Origin of the sequence: Microcoleus vaginatus HSN003, assembly GCF_022701255.1 — a bacterium.
Lineage (GTDB): Bacteria > Cyanobacteriota > Cyanobacteriia > Cyanobacteriales > Microcoleaceae > Microcoleus > Microcoleus vaginatus_B.
Genome location: NZ_CP031705.1, coordinates 5,635,673 through 5,657,243 on the forward strand (window position 1 = coordinate 5,635,673; position 21,571 = coordinate 5,657,243).

Consider the following 21,571-nt stretch of genomic DNA (forward strand, 5'->3'; position numbering starts at 1 on the left):
TAAAATAAGGAAATTTGAATAATTTTTTTTTTCAAGGAGGCTGTGTGATTTTTCAGCGATGCAGTTGTTTTAATTCCTTTTTCTCGACAGCAGCTTTTTCGGAGTAATCCAAAACTCGGTTTTTATGGACAAAATTCTCACAATTCTGATAGTTGATGACGATGCAGTTGATCGGATGGCGATCAAACGTTCGCTCAAGTCCGCTGGTGTTTCGGCAGAAGTTACTGAAGCAGAAGACTGCGCGGATGCGCTCGCCCAACTCTCGGTCAGCAAAAATTCTATTCAGGCTACCTCGAAACTCTCCAAACAAAATAAATCTCAACCTTTAAGCGAGGTTGAGGAGACAGAAAATGGGCTGCTATTAAATCAAATATTTGAGTGCAAATTTGACTGCGTATTGCTCGACTACGGATTGCCGGACGGAGACGGGCTGAGTTTGGTAAAAAATCTACGAGAAGCGGGGCTGAAAGTTCCCTTAATTGTGCTCACCGGTCAAGGCGACGAACAAATTGCTGTGGACTTGATGAAGGCAGGAGCTTCTGATTATATCGCTAAAAATAAGCTTTCTCCAGAGAGTTTGTCTCGCAGTTTGTACAATGCGATGCGCGTTTACCGCGCCGAATATCAGGCGTTTCACACCAGTCAAAAACTCAAGGAAAGTGAGGAACGATACAGGTTAGTGTTAGAGGGAGTGAACGACGGAATTTGGGATTGGGATTTAAGTAAAAATGAGGTTTATTGGAACGATCGCCTTTTGGAAATTATTGGTTTGTCGCGCCAGCAATTTGGCAGGAGTATGGAAGCTCTATACAACCGCCTGCACCCGGATGACAAGGAGGGAATTGTCGCGGCGATCGCCGCTCACTTGGAACAAGAAATAGACTACAATGTAGAATTTCGGCTGCTGCACTCGAACGGTCTTTACCGCTACTGCACTTCTCAGGGAAAAGCTCAGCGGAATTCCCAAGGACAAGCGCTGCGGATGGCGGGTATGATTAGCGACATTACTGAGCGCAAACAGGCGGAAGATGCTCTGGAAAGGGAACGGCAGCAACTGAGACAAATTATTACTTGCGTGCCTGTAGCAATGGCGATGTTCGATACACAAATGCGCTATATGGCTAACTCTAAAAAATGGGTTAGTCAATTTAATTTGGATTTGCCGTCCCTGAATAATCTCAGCCATTACGAATTGTTTCCAGATACGCCAAATCGCTGGAAAGCAATGTACCAAGAAGTGCTCCAAGGCAAGGTAGTTTCTGTGAGCGAAGATGCGTGGGAACGAGCAGACGGATCTGTTCTATACCTGCGGTGGGCTGCTCACCCTTGGTACGATCCAGACGAGCAAGTGGGCGGAATTGTGATGGTTGCCGACAAGATTAATGAGTTGGTGGAAGGGCGGGAAACTGCCTTAGAAGCGAGCCGCGTGAAGTCGCAATTCTTGGCGAACATGAGTCACGAAATTCGTACTCCGATGAATGGTGTTTTGGCAATGGCTCAATTGCTGCTGCGCGCTCCACTGGAATCGAAACAGCGGGACTGCGCTCAGACTATTTACCGCAGTGCTGAACATTTGCTGAACGTTATTAATGATATCCTCGATTTCTCTAAAATTGAAGCGGGAGAAATGCGACTGGAAAAAGCTAATTTTGATTTGGATAACTGCGTTGAGTCGGTGATAGAAATCGTAGCGCACTTGGCCGAAGAAAAAGGTATTGAATTGAATATTTTAGTTGACAGCTCGGTGCCGAGAAAGCTGGTGGGCGACGCGGGCCGATTGAAGCAGGTTTTGCTTAATTTGACGGGGAATGCCATAAAATTTACCGATCGCGGTCAAGTTCTAATTCACGTAACGGTGAAACAGGGCAACCGCTTGGCAGAGGGTAGACAAGGGGCAAGATTGCTATTTTCGGTGCGGGATACTGGCATTGGAATTTCGCCCGAAGGGCAAACAAAGCTGTTCCAATCTTTTACTCAGGTAGACGATTCTCCTACTAGGCCTTACGGTGGTACAGGTTTGGGTTTGGCTATTTCCAAGCAGTTAGTAGAGATGATGGGAGGCGACATTGGAGTTCGTAGTTTGCTAGGCAGCGGTGCGACTTTTTGGTTTGCTGTACCTTTGGAAAAACAGTTGCAAGTTGAGCCTAATGAACCCGAACTTGTGGGCAAGAAGCTGTTAGTAGTCTCTGGAAGCGCTTTGAGGAGGGCAGCGGTGCGATCGCTCGCTCAAAGTTGGGGTGCCCGCTGCGATGAGGCAGAAACTGCTGCTGAGGCTTTGAGTTGGTTGAAAAATTCCCAGGGCGGGATTTCTCAGCATTCGGGGGAGGGGGGAAAAAGCTGGGATGTGGTGCTTGTGGACTTGCAAATGCCGGAGTTGGATGCGGAGGAATTTGCTAGGAAAGTGCGATCGACCTCGACTGTTGGCTCGTTAATCGCCATGACTGCTTTGCGAGAACAGCCGAAGGCTGAATCGCTTTGCAGTCGGGGTTTTAACGGGTATTTGATCGAGCCGGTGCGGCCTAGCCGCCTGCTTGAGGCAATCCTTGCGCCGGTTAAGGGAACGGGATATTTTGGGACATCGGAGGCTGCTAATACTTGCAAGTGGCCAGCAGTTGATTCTCAATATGTTACTTCCAATTCGCCGTCACCGCTGAGAATTTTGGTGGCGGAAGACCACCCGATCAATCAACAAGTTCTTGTCGAACAGTTGGCAGTTTTAGGCTATCACGCTGACTGCGTGGTCAACGGTCAAGAAGCGCTGGATCGGCTGGCAAAAAAAAGCTATGATTTAGTGCTGATGGACTGTCAAATGCCCGTACTTGACGGTTATAAAACGGCGCAAAAGTTGAGACAAATCGAAGGAAGCGATCGGCATACTTTTGTGATGGCTTTAACTGCTCATGCTATGCCCGGGGAACGAGAAAAGTGTCTGGCGGCGGGGATGGACGATTATCTCAGCAAACCTGTAGATTTAGATGCTTTGGCGGCGGCGCTGAAAAAGTATGAAGCCCGAAATGTTGAGGGTGAAAATAAGTATGGAGTTAAAAGTATTAATCCCGAAAACAAATCTCAATTAGCAACAAATTATACAGAAGTTGTGGAAAAAGCGCAGGTTGTGGCTGGGCCGGCACCAAGGGCGATCGCACTTCAAAGTTGGGAACATAGAGACTACGACGGACTGTTCGACAAGAGCAGATTGGAGCAACTAGGACGAGTTAATATTAAATTGCCAGAGCGACTTTTGCAAGCTTTTGTGGCCGACGCCAAAGCAGATGTGGCTGCTGCCAAAATAGCTGTAGAAGCTAAAGATTGGCAAGCTGTGGAATATCAAGCCCACCGTCTCAAGGGAACTTCGGCTAATGTGGGAGTTGCTCTGATGTCAGATTTGGCGGCACAATTGGAGCATCAAGCGCGAGGCTTTCAATCTGAACCACCAGAGGGGGAATTGTTAAATATTGAGAGGGTTGAGAACATATTAGTGAGTTTGTCCAGTCATTTAGCCCGGGTTCAAGAATTTGTGGAAACTCGAATGTTTGGTTAATATCTTACTAGATCGTAGTCGATATTAGTCGGCGAGTAAAATCGCCCTTACAAAAACGAAGTCTCTCTCGCTTGAGACCAAAAAATAAAGCAGTAAGGTACGCAGTGTGCATCCTACATCTAAAAATTCTAGGTAGATTTGTTTCTTTCTTTCTTCACTCCGTGTCCTCTGCGTTCTCTGCGGTTAATTAAAAAAAATAATTAATTTAGCTATGAATTACGATACCAGTACCAACACTATTTTAGATAGCGATTTATTAGAAAATGACGAAAAGCTGCTAACGCCTTTGATGGCTTTTTATCGGGAAGTTTTAGGATATGAAAACCAGGCTACCTGTGAGGAAGATCCTGTAAATGCTGTGCCGTACCCGCCAGATGAAATCAATAATTTAGGTGTTGACAATCTCCTAGCAAAAGTGGCTCGCTGCTGTCGGGAAAGCAAGGTGGGAAAAAAATTACCTACGGCTTTTTACGTTCACGTTTCGGCTTTGCAGACACTCAACCCTGTCCTCGGAATCTACGAAAATTGTGCCAGACGCACTCTCGAAAATATTGAGGAAGCAACTTTAGTTAAATTTTCACTCCATCAACCTAAAATATCTTATCTTTTTTACCCTGATTTCGATACAGATGCTCACCCTGCTTTGCAAACCAGCATCCAAATTAATCTAGCAACAGGGGAAGTTAAATATTTCGATTACAGCAACAGCGAAAATCCTCCTGTTTTGCACCGCAAGGAAACTTTTGTAGCTGCGGATTATCCCCATTACGAAAAGTTTTCGAGCCTGACTCGCTGCGAGGAAGGATGGGGACTGCTTGACAATACTAGCGTTATCGGTACTCGCGATGGTTGGCTCAAATACTTGGGATATTGCGGTGTGGAAATCCAAGATCATGCTGTGGTTGAGCGTTTGAAACAGGAGAATAGCGAGCTATCAATTCCCAAAATCGAGCGACACAAAGCTGCGATGGTACGCAACTCTCTTTCTAAACCTTTGCGTCTGGTTTTAGAAGCTGATTTAGCGATCGATGGGGCGACTTTTTTTGATTACGGTTGCGGTTACGGCGGGGATGTTAAATATATTGCACAAGAGGGTTATGCTATTTCGGGTTGGGACCCATACTATCAGCCGGATACTCCGCGAACTTGTGCGGATATTGTGAATATTGGTTATGTGATTAATGTAATTGAATCTTTGGCGGAACGCCGAGAAGCTTTGCTGAGTGCTTGGGAATTAACTAAGAATTTATTAGTTGTAGCGGCTCAAGTTTTGATTGATGATAGCCAGCGAGGCCAAATTGCTTATGGGGATGGGGTGATTACTTCTCGGAATACTTTTCAGAAGTATTACGAACAAGAAGAGTTGAAGGTTTATATTGACCAAGTTTTGAATGTTGATGCAATTCCTGTGGCTTTGGGAATCTATTTTGTGTTTCGGGATGCAGCGGAGGGTGAAAGTTTTCGTGCTTCTCGGTTTCGATCGCACTTATCGACTCCCCGGGTGCGATCGCAAGTTAAGCGGTTTGAGGATTATGCGGAAATGCTGGCTCCTTTGATGGCTTTTGTGAGCGATCGGGGCCGCCTTCCTGTTAAAGGCGAATTAGCTGAAGAATCGGTAATTAAGGGGGAATTCCACAGTTTTAATCGCGCTTGGAGGGTGATTTTGCAAGCAACGGATGCGGATGATTGGGAGACAATCGCCGATAAGCGCCGCCAAGATTTGCTAGTATATCTCGCTCTCAACGGTTTGGGCGATCGACCTTCAATGCGCCGACTCCCGGCTCAAATCCGCAACGACATCAAAGGTTTGTTCGACAATTATCAAAAAGCTTGCACTTTGGCTGATTTAATGCTGTATAGTTTGGGCAAAGCTGATATTGTTGCTGACTGTTGTGAAGATAGTGCGATCGGCTACAAACAGCCCGGTTCCCTTTCCGTTCACGTCTCCGTTTTAGAAGAACTAGACCCTTTGCTGCGGCTCTACGAAGGCTGCGCTAACCGCACTATTGGCAGGCTTGACGGCGCGACAATCATCAAATTTTACGCTCGCAAACCTCAAATTTCCTATTTATTTTATCCCGATTTTGACACTAACCCGCATCCAGCCCTCCACACGGCTATGCACATACATTTGCGCGACCTTTCTGTCAGCTATCAAGACTATTCTGATGTGTACAATCCGCCAATTTTAGTGAGAAAAGAAGCTTTTGTTAGTCCTAATTATCCCCATTACGAAAAGTTTGCGAAACTCACCCGCCAAGAAGAAAAGTTAGGGCTTCTCGATAGTGGCGTAGTTAAAAAGCATCGGGAATGGGTGAATAGTTTGGAGGAAAACTGCGTTAAAATTAAAGGTCATCGCTTGTTTTGGCGATCGGATGCTGATTCAGAAAAATTGAAAATGGTGCAAAAAGCTGCGTCGGAACGTCAGCAGAAAAAGATTGAGTTTAATGCAGGAAAGAGTGAACAAACCGTAGAGGACACAGATGGCGCCGAGAATGGAAAGGTTAGTGGCGAACACAGTTGAAATTTGTTGGTGAGGCGTTTACAATTGAGGCTGTGGCAGTAGTTTGAAAACCATCGTTTTTTGTGAATTTTTTTGTGAATAACGTATTGACATTGTAAATACATTTTACCTATACTAGGGAGCATGAATGTATACTTCGTGCTCAATGGCATTACCTTCGTATGGGACGACTCAAAAGCGCGGATCAATCCCACAAATCATGATGGGGTTACTTTTCAACAAGCTGCTGAATCCTTCTTTGACCCATTTCTAGTTGTCGTTGATGCCAGCCGCAATGAGGAAGCGCGTGATGCTGTGATTGGGCTAGATAGTCGGTGGAATCTACTGTATGTGGTTCACATTGAGCGTGAAGAAAATGTCATTCGGATTATTTCAGCACGTAAAGCAACTCGTCAGGAGAGGGCAGAGTATGAAGGTTGAAGCATTAAAGCAGCGATTAAATCCAAACCGTCCAATGACTAGCGTGACGATCCGTATGCCCGAAGATGTTGTGGAAGATCTAAAGAAAGTTGCACCATTGTTGGGTTTTTCCGGTTATCAGCCCTTAATTCGTGCTTATATCGGTCAAGGTTTGCGCGTTGATTTAGAACGATTTGAGACGGAGACAGTAACAGCCTTAGTAGCAAGTTTGAAGCGTCGAGGTGTCAGCGATGCAGTGATTGATGAGGCTTTAAACGAAGTCCTTCGTGCTGAGTCCTGTTAATTGTGTCTAGCCAGCAGCATCTCATATCAAATCCGTTGACATCGGAATTATTCATCTCTCTCTTCTGGAGACTCTGCGCCCTCTGCGGTTAAATCATTCCGGTACAATCGGAATTGATACCATTACAAAAGTCACTGTCTCATAAACGCAGACGCAACCATCCTACTTTTGACGAAGCCGTTCGCCTGGGACAAGAATGGCGTAAGTTCTGCTGAAGAGTTCAATACCTGCACGCGGATCAAAAACCCGGTTTCTGCGTGAATATCTCAAGGGATAATCCACGATTTTTCCTAGAAACCGGGTTTTTTAGGTTGATAGTGCGTAAGTCTTGTTAAGCAAACTTAATCTTCAAATAATCATCCTCCATCTTCGCCCCCGAAGGTTGCAGCGCCGCTAAAGCTTGTGGCAACACCAAGTTACGGCGGTGATTTCCAATCCGAACATTCAACTCATCTCCCGTTTTGCTCAACTGAATTTGATCTTTAGCAATTCCGGGCAAATACAGTTCAAGACTATATTGATTGTTTTCCTGCACGATTTTAATCGTATTTTCTTTGTAATAAACTTGACTTGGATCTTCGTCTTTGTAAAGAGTTTCTTTCAACCGTTCCAAAGCTGCCAAACCGCACATTTCTTCTGAATAAAGTGGCACCTCCTTAACTGGCAGCGGCATGAAATCTGAGTGAATTTCCTGACGGTACTGCTCCTGGCTTTCCTTCCACCGTTTAAAAAATGGGTCAGTTACTTCTGCTGGAATAATCCGGTTAGCTACTACTAAATCAGTGGCTACATTGTACAAACTCAAATAGGCATGAGCGCGCAGAGACTCTTTAATTACCATTTTTTCGGGATTGGTAACTAACCTTACCGAAGTGACAGTATTGTCAGTTAAAACCTTTTCCAAAGCTTCGATTTGTTCGTAAAATTCGTAAGGTGCATCCATCACCTCTTTGTCTGGTAAAGAAAAACCCGCAAGTGGTCTAAAAATAGGTTCAACTAAAGGCCGAAGGGCGGCTGATATGCCTTGCAGCGGCTTGTAAAATTTTCTCATGTACCAGCCGCCAACTTCCGGCAAACTTAGCAGTCTCAATGCTGTGCCAGTCGGAGCAGAATCGATAATTAAAACATCAAATTCGCCTTCGTCGTAATGCCGCTTCATTCGCACTAAACCGAAGATTTCATCCATTCCTGGCAAGATGGCTAATTCTTCAGCTTGCACCCCTTCGAGTCCCTGGGCTCGCAAGACTTGACTAATGTAGCGCTTAACGGCTCCCCAATTGCCTTCTAATTCCCTGAGAGCGTCTAATTCTGCTCCCCACAAATTCGGTTTCACCAGCCGCGAATCGTGTCCGAGTTCCATGTCAAAGCTGTCGGCTAAGGAGTGAGCGGGATCTGTGCTCAGCACTAGGGTTTTGTATCCCAATTCGGCACATCGCAGCCCAGTCGCAGCGGCTACAGAGGTTTTGCCGACGCCGCCTTTTCCGGTCATTAATATTAAGCGCATTGATTGTTTAGCTCGCCTGAAAATTCTTTACTTCTTTATTGTAACGTTCTGTAACAAAAAATAATTTGCTGGGGGAATTAATTGGGGCGATCGCCCGGAGGGACATGGCGCATTTCGGGCTATCCACTAAATTGGTGCAATGTCAATATATGGGTTGAGTTGATGAGGGCGATCGTACTTTCCAAACTGTCGTAATCACTCTTTAAACTCAACTACTTTTCTTTCCCTATAAAAGGAGAGTCGATATTTATCTGCCAATTCTCATCAACAAATTGCAGGTTTTCATCATAAACGATCGTCAATTCGCCAAGATTTTGGGTGCTATTAGGATGCGACGAATCTTGAGAATTCACCCGCTCGGCTTGGAGAACAAATTTTAGTTTAATCCAACGTTTTCTGCCTGTAACACCAATCGAACTGCTGACTAAATCGGCAGACAGGGAACGGGGTAAGATAATTTTTTCATAAAATTCATCTTGTTCGTCCCAGTAACCGCAGAGTTTATAATCGCATAATTCCAGATGCTCTGCTACCAGAGAGTTGGCATCTAGATTTTCTAATACTTCTGTTAAATCTTGCCAAACAGGGTGATTTTTTAACTCAATTATCGTCATAGCTTGTGGATGATTAATGTTCAGTGAAAAAACCAGGGAAGTGTAGGACTCCATCTAGGATTTTTCCGTGAAAGCGGCGATCGCCTCCTTTGCCTAGCACTTTGGATTTTAGCTCGTAGTCTTCAACTTCTGAAGGAACAAGACCAATATTACCGCGAGGGGCAACAATTCCTTTTTCAATCGCTTTTAAATGTTTGTTGTTTTGGTCATACTTGATTCCGAGTTGTATTTGAGCTTGACTAAAAGATACTAGCAGCCCATTAGTTGCTTGATATATGGTATCAGGCTGAATATCTGCCCAGCTATTGGGTAGAGGTTCCATTTACTTTAATTAAAAATATTTTTCAAACATTAGTCTGGACTGGAAATACCAATTGTTTGATCACATCCAACCGCGAACAGTCCCAGTAATCGATGTGAGAAACAATTAAATCATCACTGTTGACTTTCAGTTCGCTCCTACCGGCGATCGCCATTTTCGGTTTCCAAGGTAACGGTGCGCTCCAGCTCAGAGTCCAGCGAGTTTCTATAGTATCCCCCGACTGCGAAATCCCGTGCAAATCGAGATTTACCTCCTGAAAAAAAGTCCCCATAAACCCGATCATTTTGCGGTAGCGATCGACTCCTGTAAATCGATTCACCGGGTCTTCAAAATAAACATCTTTTGCATAGATGCTGTAAGTCTGATTATCGGGAAATCTTTGATAATCGTCTTTGAGAATTTCAATAATGTCCATTTCGACCGCTCGTTATTCTTCTATTATTAGAATAGAATTTTAACACAAGGAATCTAAAATTCGCAATTCTCGTCGAAATTGTGATAGTATATCGGGTTATTTCCTGCCTTGCCAACTTTCAACTTAACATCACAACTATGATTGACCTCTACACTTTTACCACCCCGAACGGTCGCAAAGTCTCGATCATGCTCGAAGAAATAGGTTTACCCTACAACGTGCACGTCATCGACATCACAAAAAACGATCAATTTAGCCCAGAATTCATCGCAATCAACCCCAACAGCAAAATTCCGGCGATAGTCGATCGAGATAACGGCATCACCGTCTTCGAGTCGGGCGCTATTCTGATCTATCTTGCCGAAAAAAGCGGCAAATTTCTTCCCACAGACAAACAAAAATACTTTCAAGTTATGCAGTGGCTGATGTTTCAAATGGCCAGCGTCGGCCCGATGTTTGGTCAGCTAAACCACTTCAAACGCTTTGCACCCGAACAAATTCCCTATGCGATTGGGCGTTACGAAAAAGAAACCTTGCGCCTCTACGGAGTATTAGACACTCAACTAGCAAAATCTGAATACATCTGCGGCGACTATTCTATAGCCGACATTGCTACCTATCCCTGGGTTGCTATTTACGAATTTCAAGGATTAACCCTCGACAACCACCCCCACCTTAAACGTTGGGTAGAAACCTTACAGAAGCGTCCCGCTGTTGAGCAAGGCATGGCTGTTCCATCATTATAAACCCCGCATCTAAATTGTATTTTCGGGCGGGCTAGAAGCCTACCCCACAAGCAAGTTGAGTTTTTGTGGAACGGGCTTCTAGCCCGTTCTTAAGAAATAGCGGGCGGGCTAGAAGCCCACCCCACAAGCAAATTGAGTTTTTGTGGAACGGGCTTCTAGCCCGTTTTTAAGAAATAGCGGGCGGGCTAGAAGCCCACCCACAAGCAAATTGACTTTTGTGGAACGGGCTTCTAGCCCGTTCAAAAAAAGCCCTAAAACTCAATCCGCGAAATGCTTAATAATCGCCTCAGCAAACTCCGAACACTTCAACTCAGGCACCGGCGGCTCCATCAACCTCGCCAAATCGTAAGTAACTTCACCGTTAGAAATTGCCGCTCCCAAACCCTTCTTAATCAAGTCTGCTGCTTCCTGCCATCCCATGTATTCTAACATCATCACCCCGGACAAAATCAGGGAACCAGGATTGACTTTATCCAAACCAGCGTGTTTCGGTGCAGTGCCGTGAGTCGCCTCAAAAACTGCACATTCATCACCAATATTCGCACCAGGGCCCATACCCAATCCACCCACAATGGCGGCGGCCGCATCGGATAAATAATCCCCGTTCAGATTCATTGTCGCCAAAATCGAATACTCGGCCGGTCGGGTTTGAATTTGTTGGAAAATACTGTCAGCAATTCGGTCGTTGACCATGATTTTTTCTTTCCAGTGACCGCTGCCGTGAGTCTCCCAAATTGCAAACAAAACGTCGGCTACTTCTTGACGAATCTTGGCTTGTTTTTCTGGGGTCAAAGCATCGTATCCCGGGTCTATTTGGCGAGCATTATCTTCTAAGCTAATGTCTGGATTTTTTTCTTTGTTGGCCAGAATCCAAGACTCTCTTTCCGTTACGCACTGTTCTCGAAATTCGGTGGTTGCTAATTCATAACCCCAATCTCGGAAAGCTCCTTCGGTGTATTTCATGATGTTGCCTTTGTGCACCAAAGTCACCTGCCGCTTATCTTTGGGCAACCGCAAAGCGTGGGTAAGGGCACGCCGTACTAAGCGCTGAGAACCTGTTTTGCTAATGGGTTTAATCCCAATCCCCGAATCGAGGCGAATTTGTTTTTTGCCGTGTTCTGGTGTTGCCGGAATTAACTCATTATTGAGATATTCAATCAATTTCTTGCCGATTTCGCTGCCTTTTGCCCATTCAATTCCGAGGTAAATATCTTCTGTATTTTCCCGGTAAATAATTACATCTAGCAGTTCAGGAGTTTTGTGTAGCGATGGTGTTCCAGCATAATATTTGCAGGGCCGCACGCAGGCGTAAAGGTCAAAGATTTGCCGCAAAGCTACGTTTAGCGATCGAATGCCGCCCCCGATTGGGGTTGTCAGTGGCCCTTTGATGGCGACTCCGTATTCTTTGATGGCGTTTAAGGAATCCTGGGGCAGATATTGGTAAGTACCGTAGACATCGCAGGCTTCGTCGCCTACATAGATTTTAAACCAGTTGATTTTTCGATCGCCACCGTAAGCCTTTTCAACCGCGGCATCCATGACTTTCTGGGATGCAGGCCACAAGTCAACGCCGGTACCGTCGCCGCGAATGAAGGGAATAATCGGGTCATTGGGGACGATCGGCGAACCGTCTTTGAAAGTAATTTTAGAACCTGTTGTTGGGGCTACAATCTTTTCGTACATATCTTAACAGTGGGGATAGGAATGTTCCCTATTTTGCCACGATTGTCTGCCTAAACCTCACTCAATCCTAAATATTTGTATGAATTTTTGATAAATTGATTTTTAACCGCAGATAACAGCAGATAAACGCAGATAAACGCAGATCTTTTTGGGGATGTCTGCATTTATCTAGGATTTTATTGTTTTTGCATATTCTTCTTCACAATCCACAAAATACACCCGATGACTATAATCACCACAACTATTTTGGAAACCGGGCCCAGATAATCCTCTACAAGTGTATAATTTTCCCCTAGTTTATATCCGGCAAAAGTCAGGAAACTTACCCATAAAAGAGTGCCACCTGTTGAGTAGATTAAAAAAGGAATTAAAGGCATATTATTGATGCCAGCGGGCAGGGAAATCAGGGTGCGAACTCCTGGTACGAGGCGACACAAAAACACGGCTTTACTGCCGTGTCTGTTAAACCATCTATTTGCTTTGTCAATATCGGCACCCGATACTGTGATCCACTTACCGTATTTATCGGCTAAATTCCTCAAGCGTTCTTCGCTCAATAATTTACCGGCATAGTACCAGGGAAGCGCCCCCAGAACTGTACCGATTACTCCTGCTGCGATCGCCGGTGAAAACTCCATTCTGTTCTGGAATACCGTGAATCCTGCCAGCGGCATAATCAATTCTGAGGGGATGGGGGGGAAAAGATTTTCTAAAAACATCAACAGCCCTATTCCGAGATAGCCCATCGACTGCATTGTGTTAGTTATCCATTCAACCATTTTGATTCACTAATTTGGTAAGAAGAAGTCAGTAGTCATTAGTCATTAGTCATCGCTCGTTCCTAGGCTGTGTCTGGGAACACATATCTAGAGGCTCTGCCTCGACTCCCCATGAGGGAGGCAGAGCCTCCTTTTATTCATTCCCCGGCACAGCGTGAGAACCATAAACGATGATTAAGTGCCCGAAGTCCAAGAGTTTGTGTACTCAATTTGTTCGGCAGTCAAGGTATCAATGTGAATACCCATTGCTTCCAATTTGAGACGGGCAATTTCTTTGTCAACTTCCACGGGAATTGAGTGAATACCAGGCTCTAGTTTGCCTTTGTTCGTAACCAGATATTCGCAGGCTAAAGCTTGGTTAGCAAAGCTCATATCCATCACGGCGCTGGGGTGTCCTTCGGCTGCTGCCAAGTTGATCAAACGGCCTTCGCCCAACACAATAACCGACTTGCCATTATTGAGGTGATATTCTTGAGTGAAAGACCGGACTGTTTTCACGTCGGTGCTTTTTGCGCCGAGGGATTTGAGGTCAATTTCAATGTCGAAGTGACCGGAATTGCAAACAATTGCGCCGTCTTTCATTGTCTCGAAATGTTCGGCACGAATGACGTGTTTGTTGCCGGTAACGGTAATGAATATATCTCCAACTGTTGCAGCTTCGTCCATCGGCATGACGCGGAAACCGTCCATCACTGCTTCGATCGCCCGAATCGGATCGATTTCGGTGACAATTACGTTAGCACCCATACCACGGGCGCGCAGTGCCGTGCCTTTGCCGCACCAACCGTAACCTGCAACCACAATATTTTTACCGGCTAACAAAATATTGGTAGCGCGGATAATGCCGTCTAGGGTAGATTGACCGGTGCCGTAGCGGTTGTCAAAGAAGTGCTTGGTGTCGGCGTCGTTGACGTTCATTGCGGGGAAAGTCAGCACGCCGTCTTTCAACATGGCGCGCAGGCGCACGATGCCTGTGGTAGTTTCTTCGGTAGTTCCTATTAAGTCGGAAATTTGGTCCGGGCGGTGCTGGATCAGTGCGGCTACCACGTCGCTGCCGTCGTCGATGATAATATTGGGGCGGTGGTCTAGGGCTGTGTAGACGTGACGTTCGTAGGTAGCCGCGTCTTCTCCTTTGAGGGCGAAGACGGAAATGCCGTAGTCTTCAACTAAGCAAGCCGCTACGTCATCTTGAGTGCTCAAGGGGTTGCTGGCGATCAGTACGGCGTCGCCACCGCCGAGTTTGATGGCGATTGCCAAATGAGCGGTTTCTGTGGTTACGTGGCAGCAAGCAGCCAAGCGAATGCCAGCGAAAGGCTTTTCTTTAGCGAAGCGTTCTTGAATTTGCCGCAAAACGGGCATTTCCCGACCGGCCCACTCAATGCGTTGCTTTCCCAAGGGGGCGAGGGACAAGTCTTTGACTTCGTGTTTAATCTTGACGGATGTAGCAACCATGTATGTTATTTCTCAGAAATCATCAAACTTTGTTAGTTTTAGCAGATTAAGCCATCGACGGGCAAGTGCTGTGATTTTACTCGATCGGCCTCGGCGGTGCTAATCTTAAATTTTGATTGTATTTTAACGATTAGCGAGCGAGTCGATGGAGTCACCCGCACAGTGAGAGTAAAACATTTCTGTCCGGCGATCGATGTCAATCTTTTGTGTTAGCGTGGCATTCTTGAATTATTTGACACTCTCACTTGGGCTGCTGGCAGTTTGAGCTCCTGCGTGATTGCGTTCCCGGCTTGGCGTCCGGCAAATATCATTGGTTTGTTATGACTTGGTTCAGTAGGGATTAGTTTCGCGTTCCAAGACATCTTCAAATACTTTTTAGCGAAAATATTGTGGCTGTTGCACAAACCGTTTCAATTGGGCGATCGGATAATTGTAGAAAGCTTTGAAGGTACGGTTAAAAAGATTTCGATGCGTTCAACTCAAATTGTGAGTGATGGAGGAGAGCGAGTTAGAGTGCCGAAGGCAATCGTATTTACCAATTCAGTGCGGGTAAGCTAATCCGCATTTAAATTGCATAGTAAAATAAATTTTTACTCTTGCGGGGAGTAGGGATTGGGCAGGATATTCTGCCCTCAATATACAATTTCAATGCACAACAGCTTACTAATAACCCTGCCGCACAGGCGAACAAACTTACCTTGAAATTTACCCTATGATACCTAGCAATTGAAACATTGGACAAACACCAGGGCTGTGGTGGCGATTAAAGTAGTGTGCGTCTGGGCGGACATTAAAATTCTTTAATCGGTAGCGGTGACTTTGTACGATCGACCACTTTACCATGAGTGAGTTTTGAATTTTGAGTTGGGAGAGGGCGAGAGTGGGATAGTCGGAGAGTGGGAAAAATCCTGTTTCTCCTCTCGGACTTCTTCACTCTTGACTGGTGCCCTCCCCCTCCATCCGTTAAATCCGTTAAATCCCGTACACTGCTGCGTGGCAGAACTTCCCTCTGACTGCTCCCTTCTGACTTTTCAATTCAAGCAAAAGGCGAGCCTATTTCTCATTAGCACGCCTCCAAATAGAATTTTATTTTGTTGTCAAACGTAATTAAGGAGATGGTTCCGGTTGAAACAAATCAGGCATTCGTCTTGCTAGCGCGGCGACGACGTGCTGCAACCAAGCCACCCAAACCGAGAGCCAAACCAGTCATTGTCATCGGTTCTGGAACTGCTTCTGCGCTCACTGCGAAGTCTTGGAAGTCTGAGTCGTTGCTGTTACCGCGATCGTCGAAGCCAATTAGCGTGCCTCCGTTAAACAGAGAATCCAATCCGTTTCTGAATTGTCCGGCTGCTTGGAATGTGCCAGTTGTTTCTTTGTCGAGCGCGTTCCACAGTTGCGATTGCCCGCCAAACACCGCTTGCTGGCTGCCGTTGTTCAAGCTTGAGGTCGAGTAGACACGGCCACCCCAGCCGCTGTCGAGCCCCAAAGTGTAAATTTGATTTGCCAGGAATGTGAATACTACCGAGCCAGAACCCAAGACTGTATTGCCCAGAGTTCCTTTCCATTCGTTTTCCCACTGGTTGTCTGAGGATTTAGTTTCCGAAAACAGGGTGCTAACTAGAGAGGTCGCCGAGTCCCTCACACTGTAGATCCCCAAAGAGGATTGGTACATACCGTGAGATTGTTTGAAGTTAAACTTGACACTTGTATCTTGGCTGAATTGGATGCCGCTGGCACCAAAGGAGAAGGCTTGAGCAGGAGCTGCTGCGCCAAACAGAGCTGTGGCGGCTGCGGTAGCTGTTAGGGCGGATAATAGTTTGGTATTCATAACCTGTTCCTTTTGTGTGAGGGTCTTAATAATTTCATTATGCGATACTTTGTTTGTATTTGGGGCACTTTAGGTAAAGTTTGACATATTCTTTATCAAGCCTTTACATAACCTTCACAAATGCTGTCGTTCGCATCTGCCGACGGGCGATTCATCCCTAAAAATACCCCCTAAATAATTATAAAAACTGTGGATGGAAACCTTGCAGTAGCGGGCATGGGAGCGCGGAGCAGCAAAACTGATTTGGATCTGGTGTATGCTAATTTTTTATTTGATTTTCGAGTCTAAATCCTCAACAGCAAACACTTAAGTAGAAATACGGTAATAGTTGTGTCTACTGACAGTTAGAGAAGTTTTATATTAACCAGAAACTGGGAATATTGGTTTTTTGGGACTTGCGTAGGGGAGTTAAAGTAGTTTATCTATGGGGTAAATTACTTACAAAATGCGATTGTTGGGTCTAGGTATTGTGGTTTAATTAAATAGATCCCGTGGCGTGAGATATCCCAAAGATGCGATCGACAAGAGGCGATTTGTGCAGAGTGAAGCGGTAAAAGAGTGGATTGCCCCTCCACAAAGATTGTATAGAGAAGCTGTGGGCAAGTCCTTGCTCCCGATCGACCGCATCAAAACAGACCGCTGTAGCGTTCCTCAGCCCAAGGTTCGCCCCGCTGGTGGTAGCCGTTGCGTTCCCAAAAACCTAGTTCTTCGGTTTCTGTAAATTCTAGCCCGTTAATCCATTTAGCGCTTTTCCAAGCGTACAAGTGGGGAACTACGAGCCGCATTGGGCCACCGTGGTCTGCGGATAGAGGTTCGCCGAAGACGGTGTGGGCGAAAAAGTTTTCTTCTCGGAGGAAGTCGGCGATCGCAATGTTGGTAGTGTAGCCGCCGTAGCAGTGTTCCAGGACGTGCAGAGCTTGTGGATCGACTTCTACATACTTCATAAAATCTGTGACTTTGACTCCCGTCCACTGCACGTCGAGTTTTGACCACCGGGTGACGCAGTGAAAATCCGCAGTAAAGTTAGTTTGGGGCATGGCCTGAAAGTCCGACCAAGTGAAGGTTTTTGGTTGTGCCAATCCCCAGACTTTAAATTCCCAACTCTCTATGCTGACGGAGGGTGTATCGCCGTAGGTCAAAACAGGAAAGCCGTTGGCGAGGTATTGACCTGGGGGGACGCGATCGATGTTTTCTGATTCTGGCTTGCGAAAAAATTTGCCCAGCATTGATTCACGCTCTACAGTAACTGACTGCAATCCTGAGTATACCTTGCACAGAGGAGCGCATCGCAATTCATCTCCAGGTAGAAAGCTTTCATCACTTCTGCAGAAATAAAAATCCCCAACTCCTGCTTGATGCCCGCCTAATTCTGCCTTCGGAGAGAGGCGAAGCTAAAAATTTTAAAAATTTATCACCCCAACGTATGAATTACCTAACCTTAAATTTTATCGTAATTAATGGTGCATTTCCGAACCTTTGATGTATTGTTACAATATGCTCAGAGGCCATATGTAAAAAAATTGATGGGGTAAAAATCATGATTAGAAGTTGCTTGATTCCGTTGACGATATGCTTGATTGCTTGGTGGGTGACTGCCGGAACTGACAACAGAACGCTAGACGGAATTCCGGCTCCAATAGCTGCAATTGTTGGAATGTGTTCGTTAATTTGGTTGGTCGCAGTGTGTCCTTGGCCTGTTGAACTCGCTCTAGTCTTGGCAGTGGTGGTTTTCGGCAAAGCTTACCTGCAAAAAATCTTGAAAGTCGGCTGAATTTTCAGGGCGAGCGCTCCTATATTTTGGGGGAGCGCGATGATCGAGTGCTGCTACTTTGTTGAAATTCTTCGCGATTTGTCTGGCTAATTTGTCAGATGGGGTAGCAAAGGCGGAATCAACCCTAGAATTGGTGAAATTCAATTTACATATTTCGGTTAAAAATTACAACATAAAAATCAACAAAGAAACCCGGTTGACAAAGATCAACCGGGTTTCTGAGGGTCTGAAATTTTGACACATCCCGCACCACTTGCTGAGTAATTCGACACTTGGAACCCAAGAAACCGGGTTTCTGAGTCCAGAAGTGTTGCTGTATGTGCGTAAAATGGCGAGCTGTTAAATTGGCAAGCGATTGATATCTTTATTAGAACCAATTACTACCATCACCTCGCCCTTTCTCAAGCGTTCGCTGGGCTGCGGATTGATCTCGAACTTGTTGTCGGCGCGACCGACTGCTAGCAAGTTCAAACCATACCTGCGCCGGAGTTCCAAATCGGAGATGGTTTTACCGTCAAACTTTTCAGGAACGAGCAACTCAACAATGCTGTGATCTGGGTCGAGGTCAAAGCGTTCTAAAATGCTGGGTTTTGTAAGAAGGCGAGCTAAAGAGCAGCCCATTTCTCGTTCGGGAAAAACTACATGATCTGCGCCGACTTTTTTCAACAGTTTTAAGTGAGTTTCCGAAGAAGCTTTGGCGATTACGTTACTTACCCCGCCTTCCTTAAGATTTAGGGCGGTGGTAATGCTTTCTCCTAGGTAATTGCCAATCGCCACAATCACTGTTTCAAATTCCAATATACCGGCTTCCTGAAGAGCGCTAGGCTCAGTAGAATCTAACTGCAAAACGTGAGCAGCAATGCGATCATTCAAAGCTTGAGTTACTTTTTTTTCATCGGTGTCAATTCCCAGGACTTCGTAACCCAAACCGTGCAGAGTAGAACACACAGCTTTGCCGAAGCGTCCCAAACCAATAACTGCAAACTGCTTGTTGTCGGCGCGCAAAGTGCGAAAAAAATTTAAAGATGACAGATTCACTGAATATCCAGCGCTGAGCGTCTTGCTGTTTAAATTTTAGCAGAGACAGCGCCGCCTCCTTTTGGTTTTTAGGTAAGTAGTAAAAGTTGATTTGGGTTGTCACCCATTGTTTAGATTATCAGCAAGTAGGCAGGATTTTTTTATCCCACTAACAAACTTTCCTCAGCATACTTAAAAGACCTGGGTTTTGGATCGCCTAATGCAGCACTCATCAGCAGCAGCACCCCAACCCGACCTATGTACATTGTAGCAATCAAAATCAACTTACCGAGCGCTGAAATCTTCGCTGTAATCCCTGTGGAAAGGCCGACCGTGGCAAAAGCTGAAACTGCTTCAAATAGCACTTCGATAAATTTTAGTTCGGGATTGGTCAGCTCAATTAAAATTGCAGATGTGAACGCGACCAACAGGGAACCGAAGACTACGCTAATGGTTTTCAGAATCATTGCTGGCGGGATTTGACGCTGATAGCACTCCACATCTTCCTGGCCTTCGAGAACTGCTGTGGTACAGCAAAACAATATCCTAAAAGTTGTGGTTTTGATTCCGCCGCCGGTGCTGCCAGGACTGGCGCCGACAAACATCAGCGCGATCGTCAGAAATAGCCCGGCTTCGCTCATTTTGCCAATGTCAATTGTATTGAATCCCGCCGTGCGGGGGGTAACAGATTGAAACCAAGCTGCCATCACCTTTTGAGGAAAAGTTAGAGAGCCGAAAGTTCCTGGGTTGTTGTATTCCAGCACCAAAAAGGCTAGCGTTCCTAAAATCAAAAGGACAGCAGTTGTACTGGTAACGACTTTGAAGTTCAGGGAATAAACTGTGCAGATAAGGCTTTTGTTCAAGCGATCGCGCAGCCACAGGTACATTTCCATAATTACTTGATAGCCGATTCCCCCAAATATGATTAAACCCCCGACTGTGAAGTTAAGCACAGGCGAATTGATATAGCGGATCAAATTATCTGAGTAGAGGCTAAAACCGGCGTTGTTAAAGGCATTAATGCTGTGAAATATAGCCGACCACAGACCGTCTTTAAATCCGTATTCTGGGACGAAAACCGACATCAGCAAAAACACTCCCGTTAATTGAAACAAAACGGTTGTTGCTAGAATTGACTGCACGAGTTGCACTACGCCGGCTAGCCCGGATTTGTCGAGAGATTGTTGCAGGGCAATTTTTTCTTTCAAGCCAAAGCGGCGGCCCAATAACAGCAGCAAAATAGTCGTGGCTGTCATGTAGCCCAAGGCTCCTATTTCCACCAGTAAAAGTAGGCATAGTTGCCCCCAAAAAGAGTAATATTTGCCGATATCTACCACCGACAAGCCCGTGACGCAGACAGCGGAAGTAGAGGTAAACAGTGCTGTTATTGGATCGCTCCAAGTTCCATCAATTGTGGAAAAGGGCATCATCAGTAATATAGCACCTGCGATGATGACGGCGAGAAAGCCCAAGCAAATGGTTCGCGAGACAGTCATTCGATTTTAGGTTTTAGATTTTAGATTTTAGATTTGAGAGGGAACCACAAATCGATTTGAGATTTGAGGTTTGAGAGGGAACCCACAAATAGATACTCTGGCTTCAAATAACGACATCTCTGTCTGGCGAGTGCCTGCGGTCGATCGAACTCAATCGCCAAATTCTATGACAACAGCGGGAAAATAACGGTAGAATTCCTTTAATAACTTGCGATCCGGCGATGACATCAACACTTTACCAGCAAATTCAGCAACTTTACGACGCTTCTAGCGGTTTGTGGGAGCAGGTGTGGGGCGAACATATGCACCACGGTTACTACGGCCTGGATGGCAATTTGAAAAAAGAGCGCCGACAGGCTCAGATAGATTTGATAGAAGAACTGCTGGCTTGGGCTGGAGTACCGTCAGACAAGGCACTGTGTGAATCTTACCGCATTCTCGATGTCGGTTGCGGGATCGGCGGCAGCACGCTGTATTTGACCGAAAAGTTTAGTTCGATCGCTCAAAATAATTTAAAGTTGGATGGTGGGGTTGATCGAGAGCGTAGCCGATCGCCCGAACAAAATAAAACGGGCGCTAGCGTTACAGCGACCGGGATTACTCTGAGTCCGGTACAGGCCAACAGAGCGACCGAACGCGCTAAAATTGCTGGGCTAGAAAGCAATGTGAACTTTTTGGTGGCCAATGCTTTGAATATGCCTTTTCCTGACGAATCATTCGACTTGGTTTGGTCGCTCGAAAGTGGCGAACATATGCCCGACAAAATTAAGTTTTTGCAGGAATGCTGCCGCGTACTCAAGCCGGGAGGAACTTTGATTTTGGCAACTTGGTGTCACCGCCCGGTGGGAGAAACGGCGGGAGAATTAACTGATGAAGAGAGAAAGGAATTGGCAGAAATTTACCGGGTTTATGCTTTGCCTTATGTGATTTCTTTGCCGGAATACGAGGAAATGGTTCGCAGTTTGCCTTTGACAAGTATTCGCACCGCTGATTGGTCAAAAGCTGTTGCTCCTTTTTGGGATGTGGTGATCGATTCTGCTTTGACTCCGAGCGCGATTTGGGGTTTGCTCACGAGCGGTTGGACGACTATTCAAGCAGCACTTGCTCTCGGATTGATGAGCCGGGGATATCAGAGCGGGTTGATTCGTTTTGGGCTGATTTGTGCTGTAAAATAAC

At 45.8% G+C, this 21,571-nt stretch carries 19 protein-coding genes; 8 read left to right on the forward strand and 11 right to left on the reverse strand.

All coding sequences use genetic code 11. The annotated features are described in order from the left end of the window. The first annotated feature begins 124 nt into the window (after window positions 1–124). The 4 genes from D0A37_RS24330 to D0A37_RS24345 all read left to right on the forward strand — a co-directional run bounded on the left by D0A37_RS24330 (window position 125) and on the right by D0A37_RS24345 (window position 6,768). Window positions 125–3,541 (forward strand): response regulator, encoded by a 3,417-nt coding sequence (locus D0A37_RS24330; protein ID WP_242718301.1) that lies wholly within the window; start codon window positions 125–127, stop codon window positions 3,539–3,541. Window positions 3,542–3,752: 211 nt separating this feature from the next. Then, a complete protein-coding gene (locus tag D0A37_RS24335; RefSeq protein ID WP_242718303.1) occupies window positions 3,753–6,065 on the forward strand; it encodes a DNA phosphorothioation-associated putative methyltransferase in 2,313 nt (770 codons plus the stop codon). A 123-nt stretch (window positions 6,066–6,188) separates the two neighbouring features. Beyond that, the gene (locus tag D0A37_RS24340; RefSeq protein ID WP_242718305.1) at window positions 6,189–6,485 is read left to right on the forward strand and encodes a BrnT family toxin; all 297 of its coding nucleotides are present in this window, start codon (window positions 6,189–6,191) and stop codon (window positions 6,483–6,485) included. A gap of 34 nt (window positions 6,486–6,519) precedes the next feature. Beyond that, on the forward strand, window positions 6,520–6,768 hold the full coding sequence (locus D0A37_RS24345; RefSeq protein ID WP_242718307.1) for a hypothetical protein: 249 nt from the start codon (window positions 6,520–6,522) through the stop codon (window positions 6,766–6,768). A gap of 331 nt (window positions 6,769–7,099) precedes the next feature. Here D0A37_RS24345 and D0A37_RS24350 read toward each other — a convergent pair whose 3' ends face one another. The 4 genes from D0A37_RS24350 to D0A37_RS24365 form a co-directional block, all read right to left on the reverse strand. Beyond that, a complete protein-coding gene (locus D0A37_RS24350; RefSeq protein WP_242718309.1) occupies window positions 7,100–8,272 on the reverse strand; it encodes a TRC40/GET3/ArsA family transport-energizing ATPase in 1,173 nt (390 codons plus the stop codon). A 212-nt stretch (window positions 8,273–8,484) separates the two neighbouring features. Beyond that, window positions 8,485–8,886 (reverse strand): hypothetical protein, encoded by a 402-nt coding sequence (locus D0A37_RS24355; protein WP_242718310.1) that lies wholly within the window; start codon window positions 8,884–8,886, stop codon window positions 8,485–8,487. Between the two features lie 13 nt (window positions 8,887–8,899). Then, window positions 8,900–9,208, reverse strand: coding sequence for a hypothetical protein (locus tag D0A37_RS24360; protein ID WP_242718312.1), 309 nt, complete (start codon window positions 9,206–9,208; stop codon window positions 8,900–8,902). Window positions 9,209–9,230: 22 nt separating this feature from the next. Beyond that, a complete protein-coding gene (locus D0A37_RS24365) occupies window positions 9,231–9,623 on the reverse strand; it encodes a C6orf136 family protein (protein ID WP_242718314.1) in 393 nt (130 codons plus the stop codon). A 137-nt stretch (window positions 9,624–9,760) separates the two neighbouring features. On the opposite strand from D0A37_RS24365, the gene D0A37_RS24370 reads away from it, so the two are divergent. Continuing rightward, entirely contained in the window at window positions 9,761–10,369 is a 609-nt protein-coding gene (locus tag D0A37_RS24370) for a glutathione S-transferase N-terminal domain-containing protein (RefSeq protein ID WP_242718316.1), read from the forward strand. Window positions 10,370–10,627: 258 nt separating this feature from the next. Here the strand turns inward: D0A37_RS24370 and D0A37_RS24375 are convergent, their stop codons facing one another. From D0A37_RS24375 to ahcY, 3 genes are all read right to left on the reverse strand, one after another. Beyond that, window positions 10,628–12,052 (reverse strand): NADP-dependent isocitrate dehydrogenase, encoded by a 1,425-nt coding sequence (locus D0A37_RS24375; protein ID WP_242718318.1) that lies wholly within the window; start codon window positions 12,050–12,052, stop codon window positions 10,628–10,630. A 176-nt stretch (window positions 12,053–12,228) separates the two neighbouring features. Further along, window positions 12,229–12,831 (reverse strand): DedA family protein, encoded by a 603-nt coding sequence (locus D0A37_RS24380; protein ID WP_242718320.1) that lies wholly within the window; start codon window positions 12,829–12,831, stop codon window positions 12,229–12,231. A 174-nt stretch (window positions 12,832–13,005) separates the two neighbouring features. Continuing rightward, a complete protein-coding gene (ahcY, locus tag D0A37_RS24385) occupies window positions 13,006–14,283 on the reverse strand; it encodes an adenosylhomocysteinase (protein ID WP_190658315.1) in 1,278 nt (425 codons plus the stop codon). A gap of 396 nt (window positions 14,284–14,679) precedes the next feature. Here ahcY and D0A37_RS24390 point away from each other — a divergent pair, with 396 nt between their 5' ends. Next, entirely contained in the window at window positions 14,680–14,841 is a 162-nt protein-coding gene (locus D0A37_RS24390; protein ID WP_445242442.1) for a mechanosensitive ion channel domain-containing protein, read from the forward strand. 577 nt (window positions 14,842–15,418) lie between these two features. On the opposite strand, the gene D0A37_RS24395 is transcribed toward D0A37_RS24390, so the two are convergent. Both D0A37_RS24395 and D0A37_RS24400 read right to left on the reverse strand, forming a co-directional pair. Further along, window positions 15,419–16,111 carry a PEP-CTERM sorting domain-containing protein gene (locus D0A37_RS24395; protein ID WP_242718324.1) on the reverse strand — a complete coding sequence of 231 codons (693 nt, stop codon included), beginning with the start codon at window positions 16,109–16,111 and terminating at the stop codon, window positions 15,419–15,421. Between the two features lie 626 nt (window positions 16,112–16,737). Further along, a complete protein-coding gene (locus D0A37_RS24400) occupies window positions 16,738–17,337 on the reverse strand; it encodes a sulfite oxidase-like oxidoreductase (RefSeq protein ID WP_242718326.1) in 600 nt (199 codons plus the stop codon). Between the two features lie 311 nt (window positions 17,338–17,648). Between D0A37_RS24400 and D0A37_RS24405 the strand changes: the two genes are divergently transcribed. Next, window positions 17,649–17,882 (forward strand): hypothetical protein, encoded by a 234-nt coding sequence (locus tag D0A37_RS24405; protein ID WP_242718328.1) that lies wholly within the window; start codon window positions 17,649–17,651, stop codon window positions 17,880–17,882. Between the two features lie 339 nt (window positions 17,883–18,221). Here D0A37_RS24405 and D0A37_RS24410 read toward each other — a convergent pair whose 3' ends face one another. Next, window positions 18,222–18,920 (reverse strand): potassium channel family protein, encoded by a 699-nt coding sequence (locus D0A37_RS24410; RefSeq protein ID WP_242718330.1) that lies wholly within the window; start codon window positions 18,918–18,920, stop codon window positions 18,222–18,224. Between the two features lie 140 nt (window positions 18,921–19,060). Beyond that, entirely contained in the window at window positions 19,061–20,395 is a 1,335-nt protein-coding gene (locus tag D0A37_RS24415) for a TrkH family potassium uptake protein (protein ID WP_242718333.1), read from the reverse strand. A 221-nt stretch (window positions 20,396–20,616) separates the two neighbouring features. Between D0A37_RS24415 and D0A37_RS24420 the strand changes: the two genes are divergently transcribed. Next, window positions 20,617–21,570 (forward strand): methyltransferase domain-containing protein, encoded by a 954-nt coding sequence (locus tag D0A37_RS24420; protein ID WP_242718335.1) that lies wholly within the window; start codon window positions 20,617–20,619, stop codon window positions 21,568–21,570. The last annotated feature ends 1 nt before the right edge of the window (window position 21,571 follow it).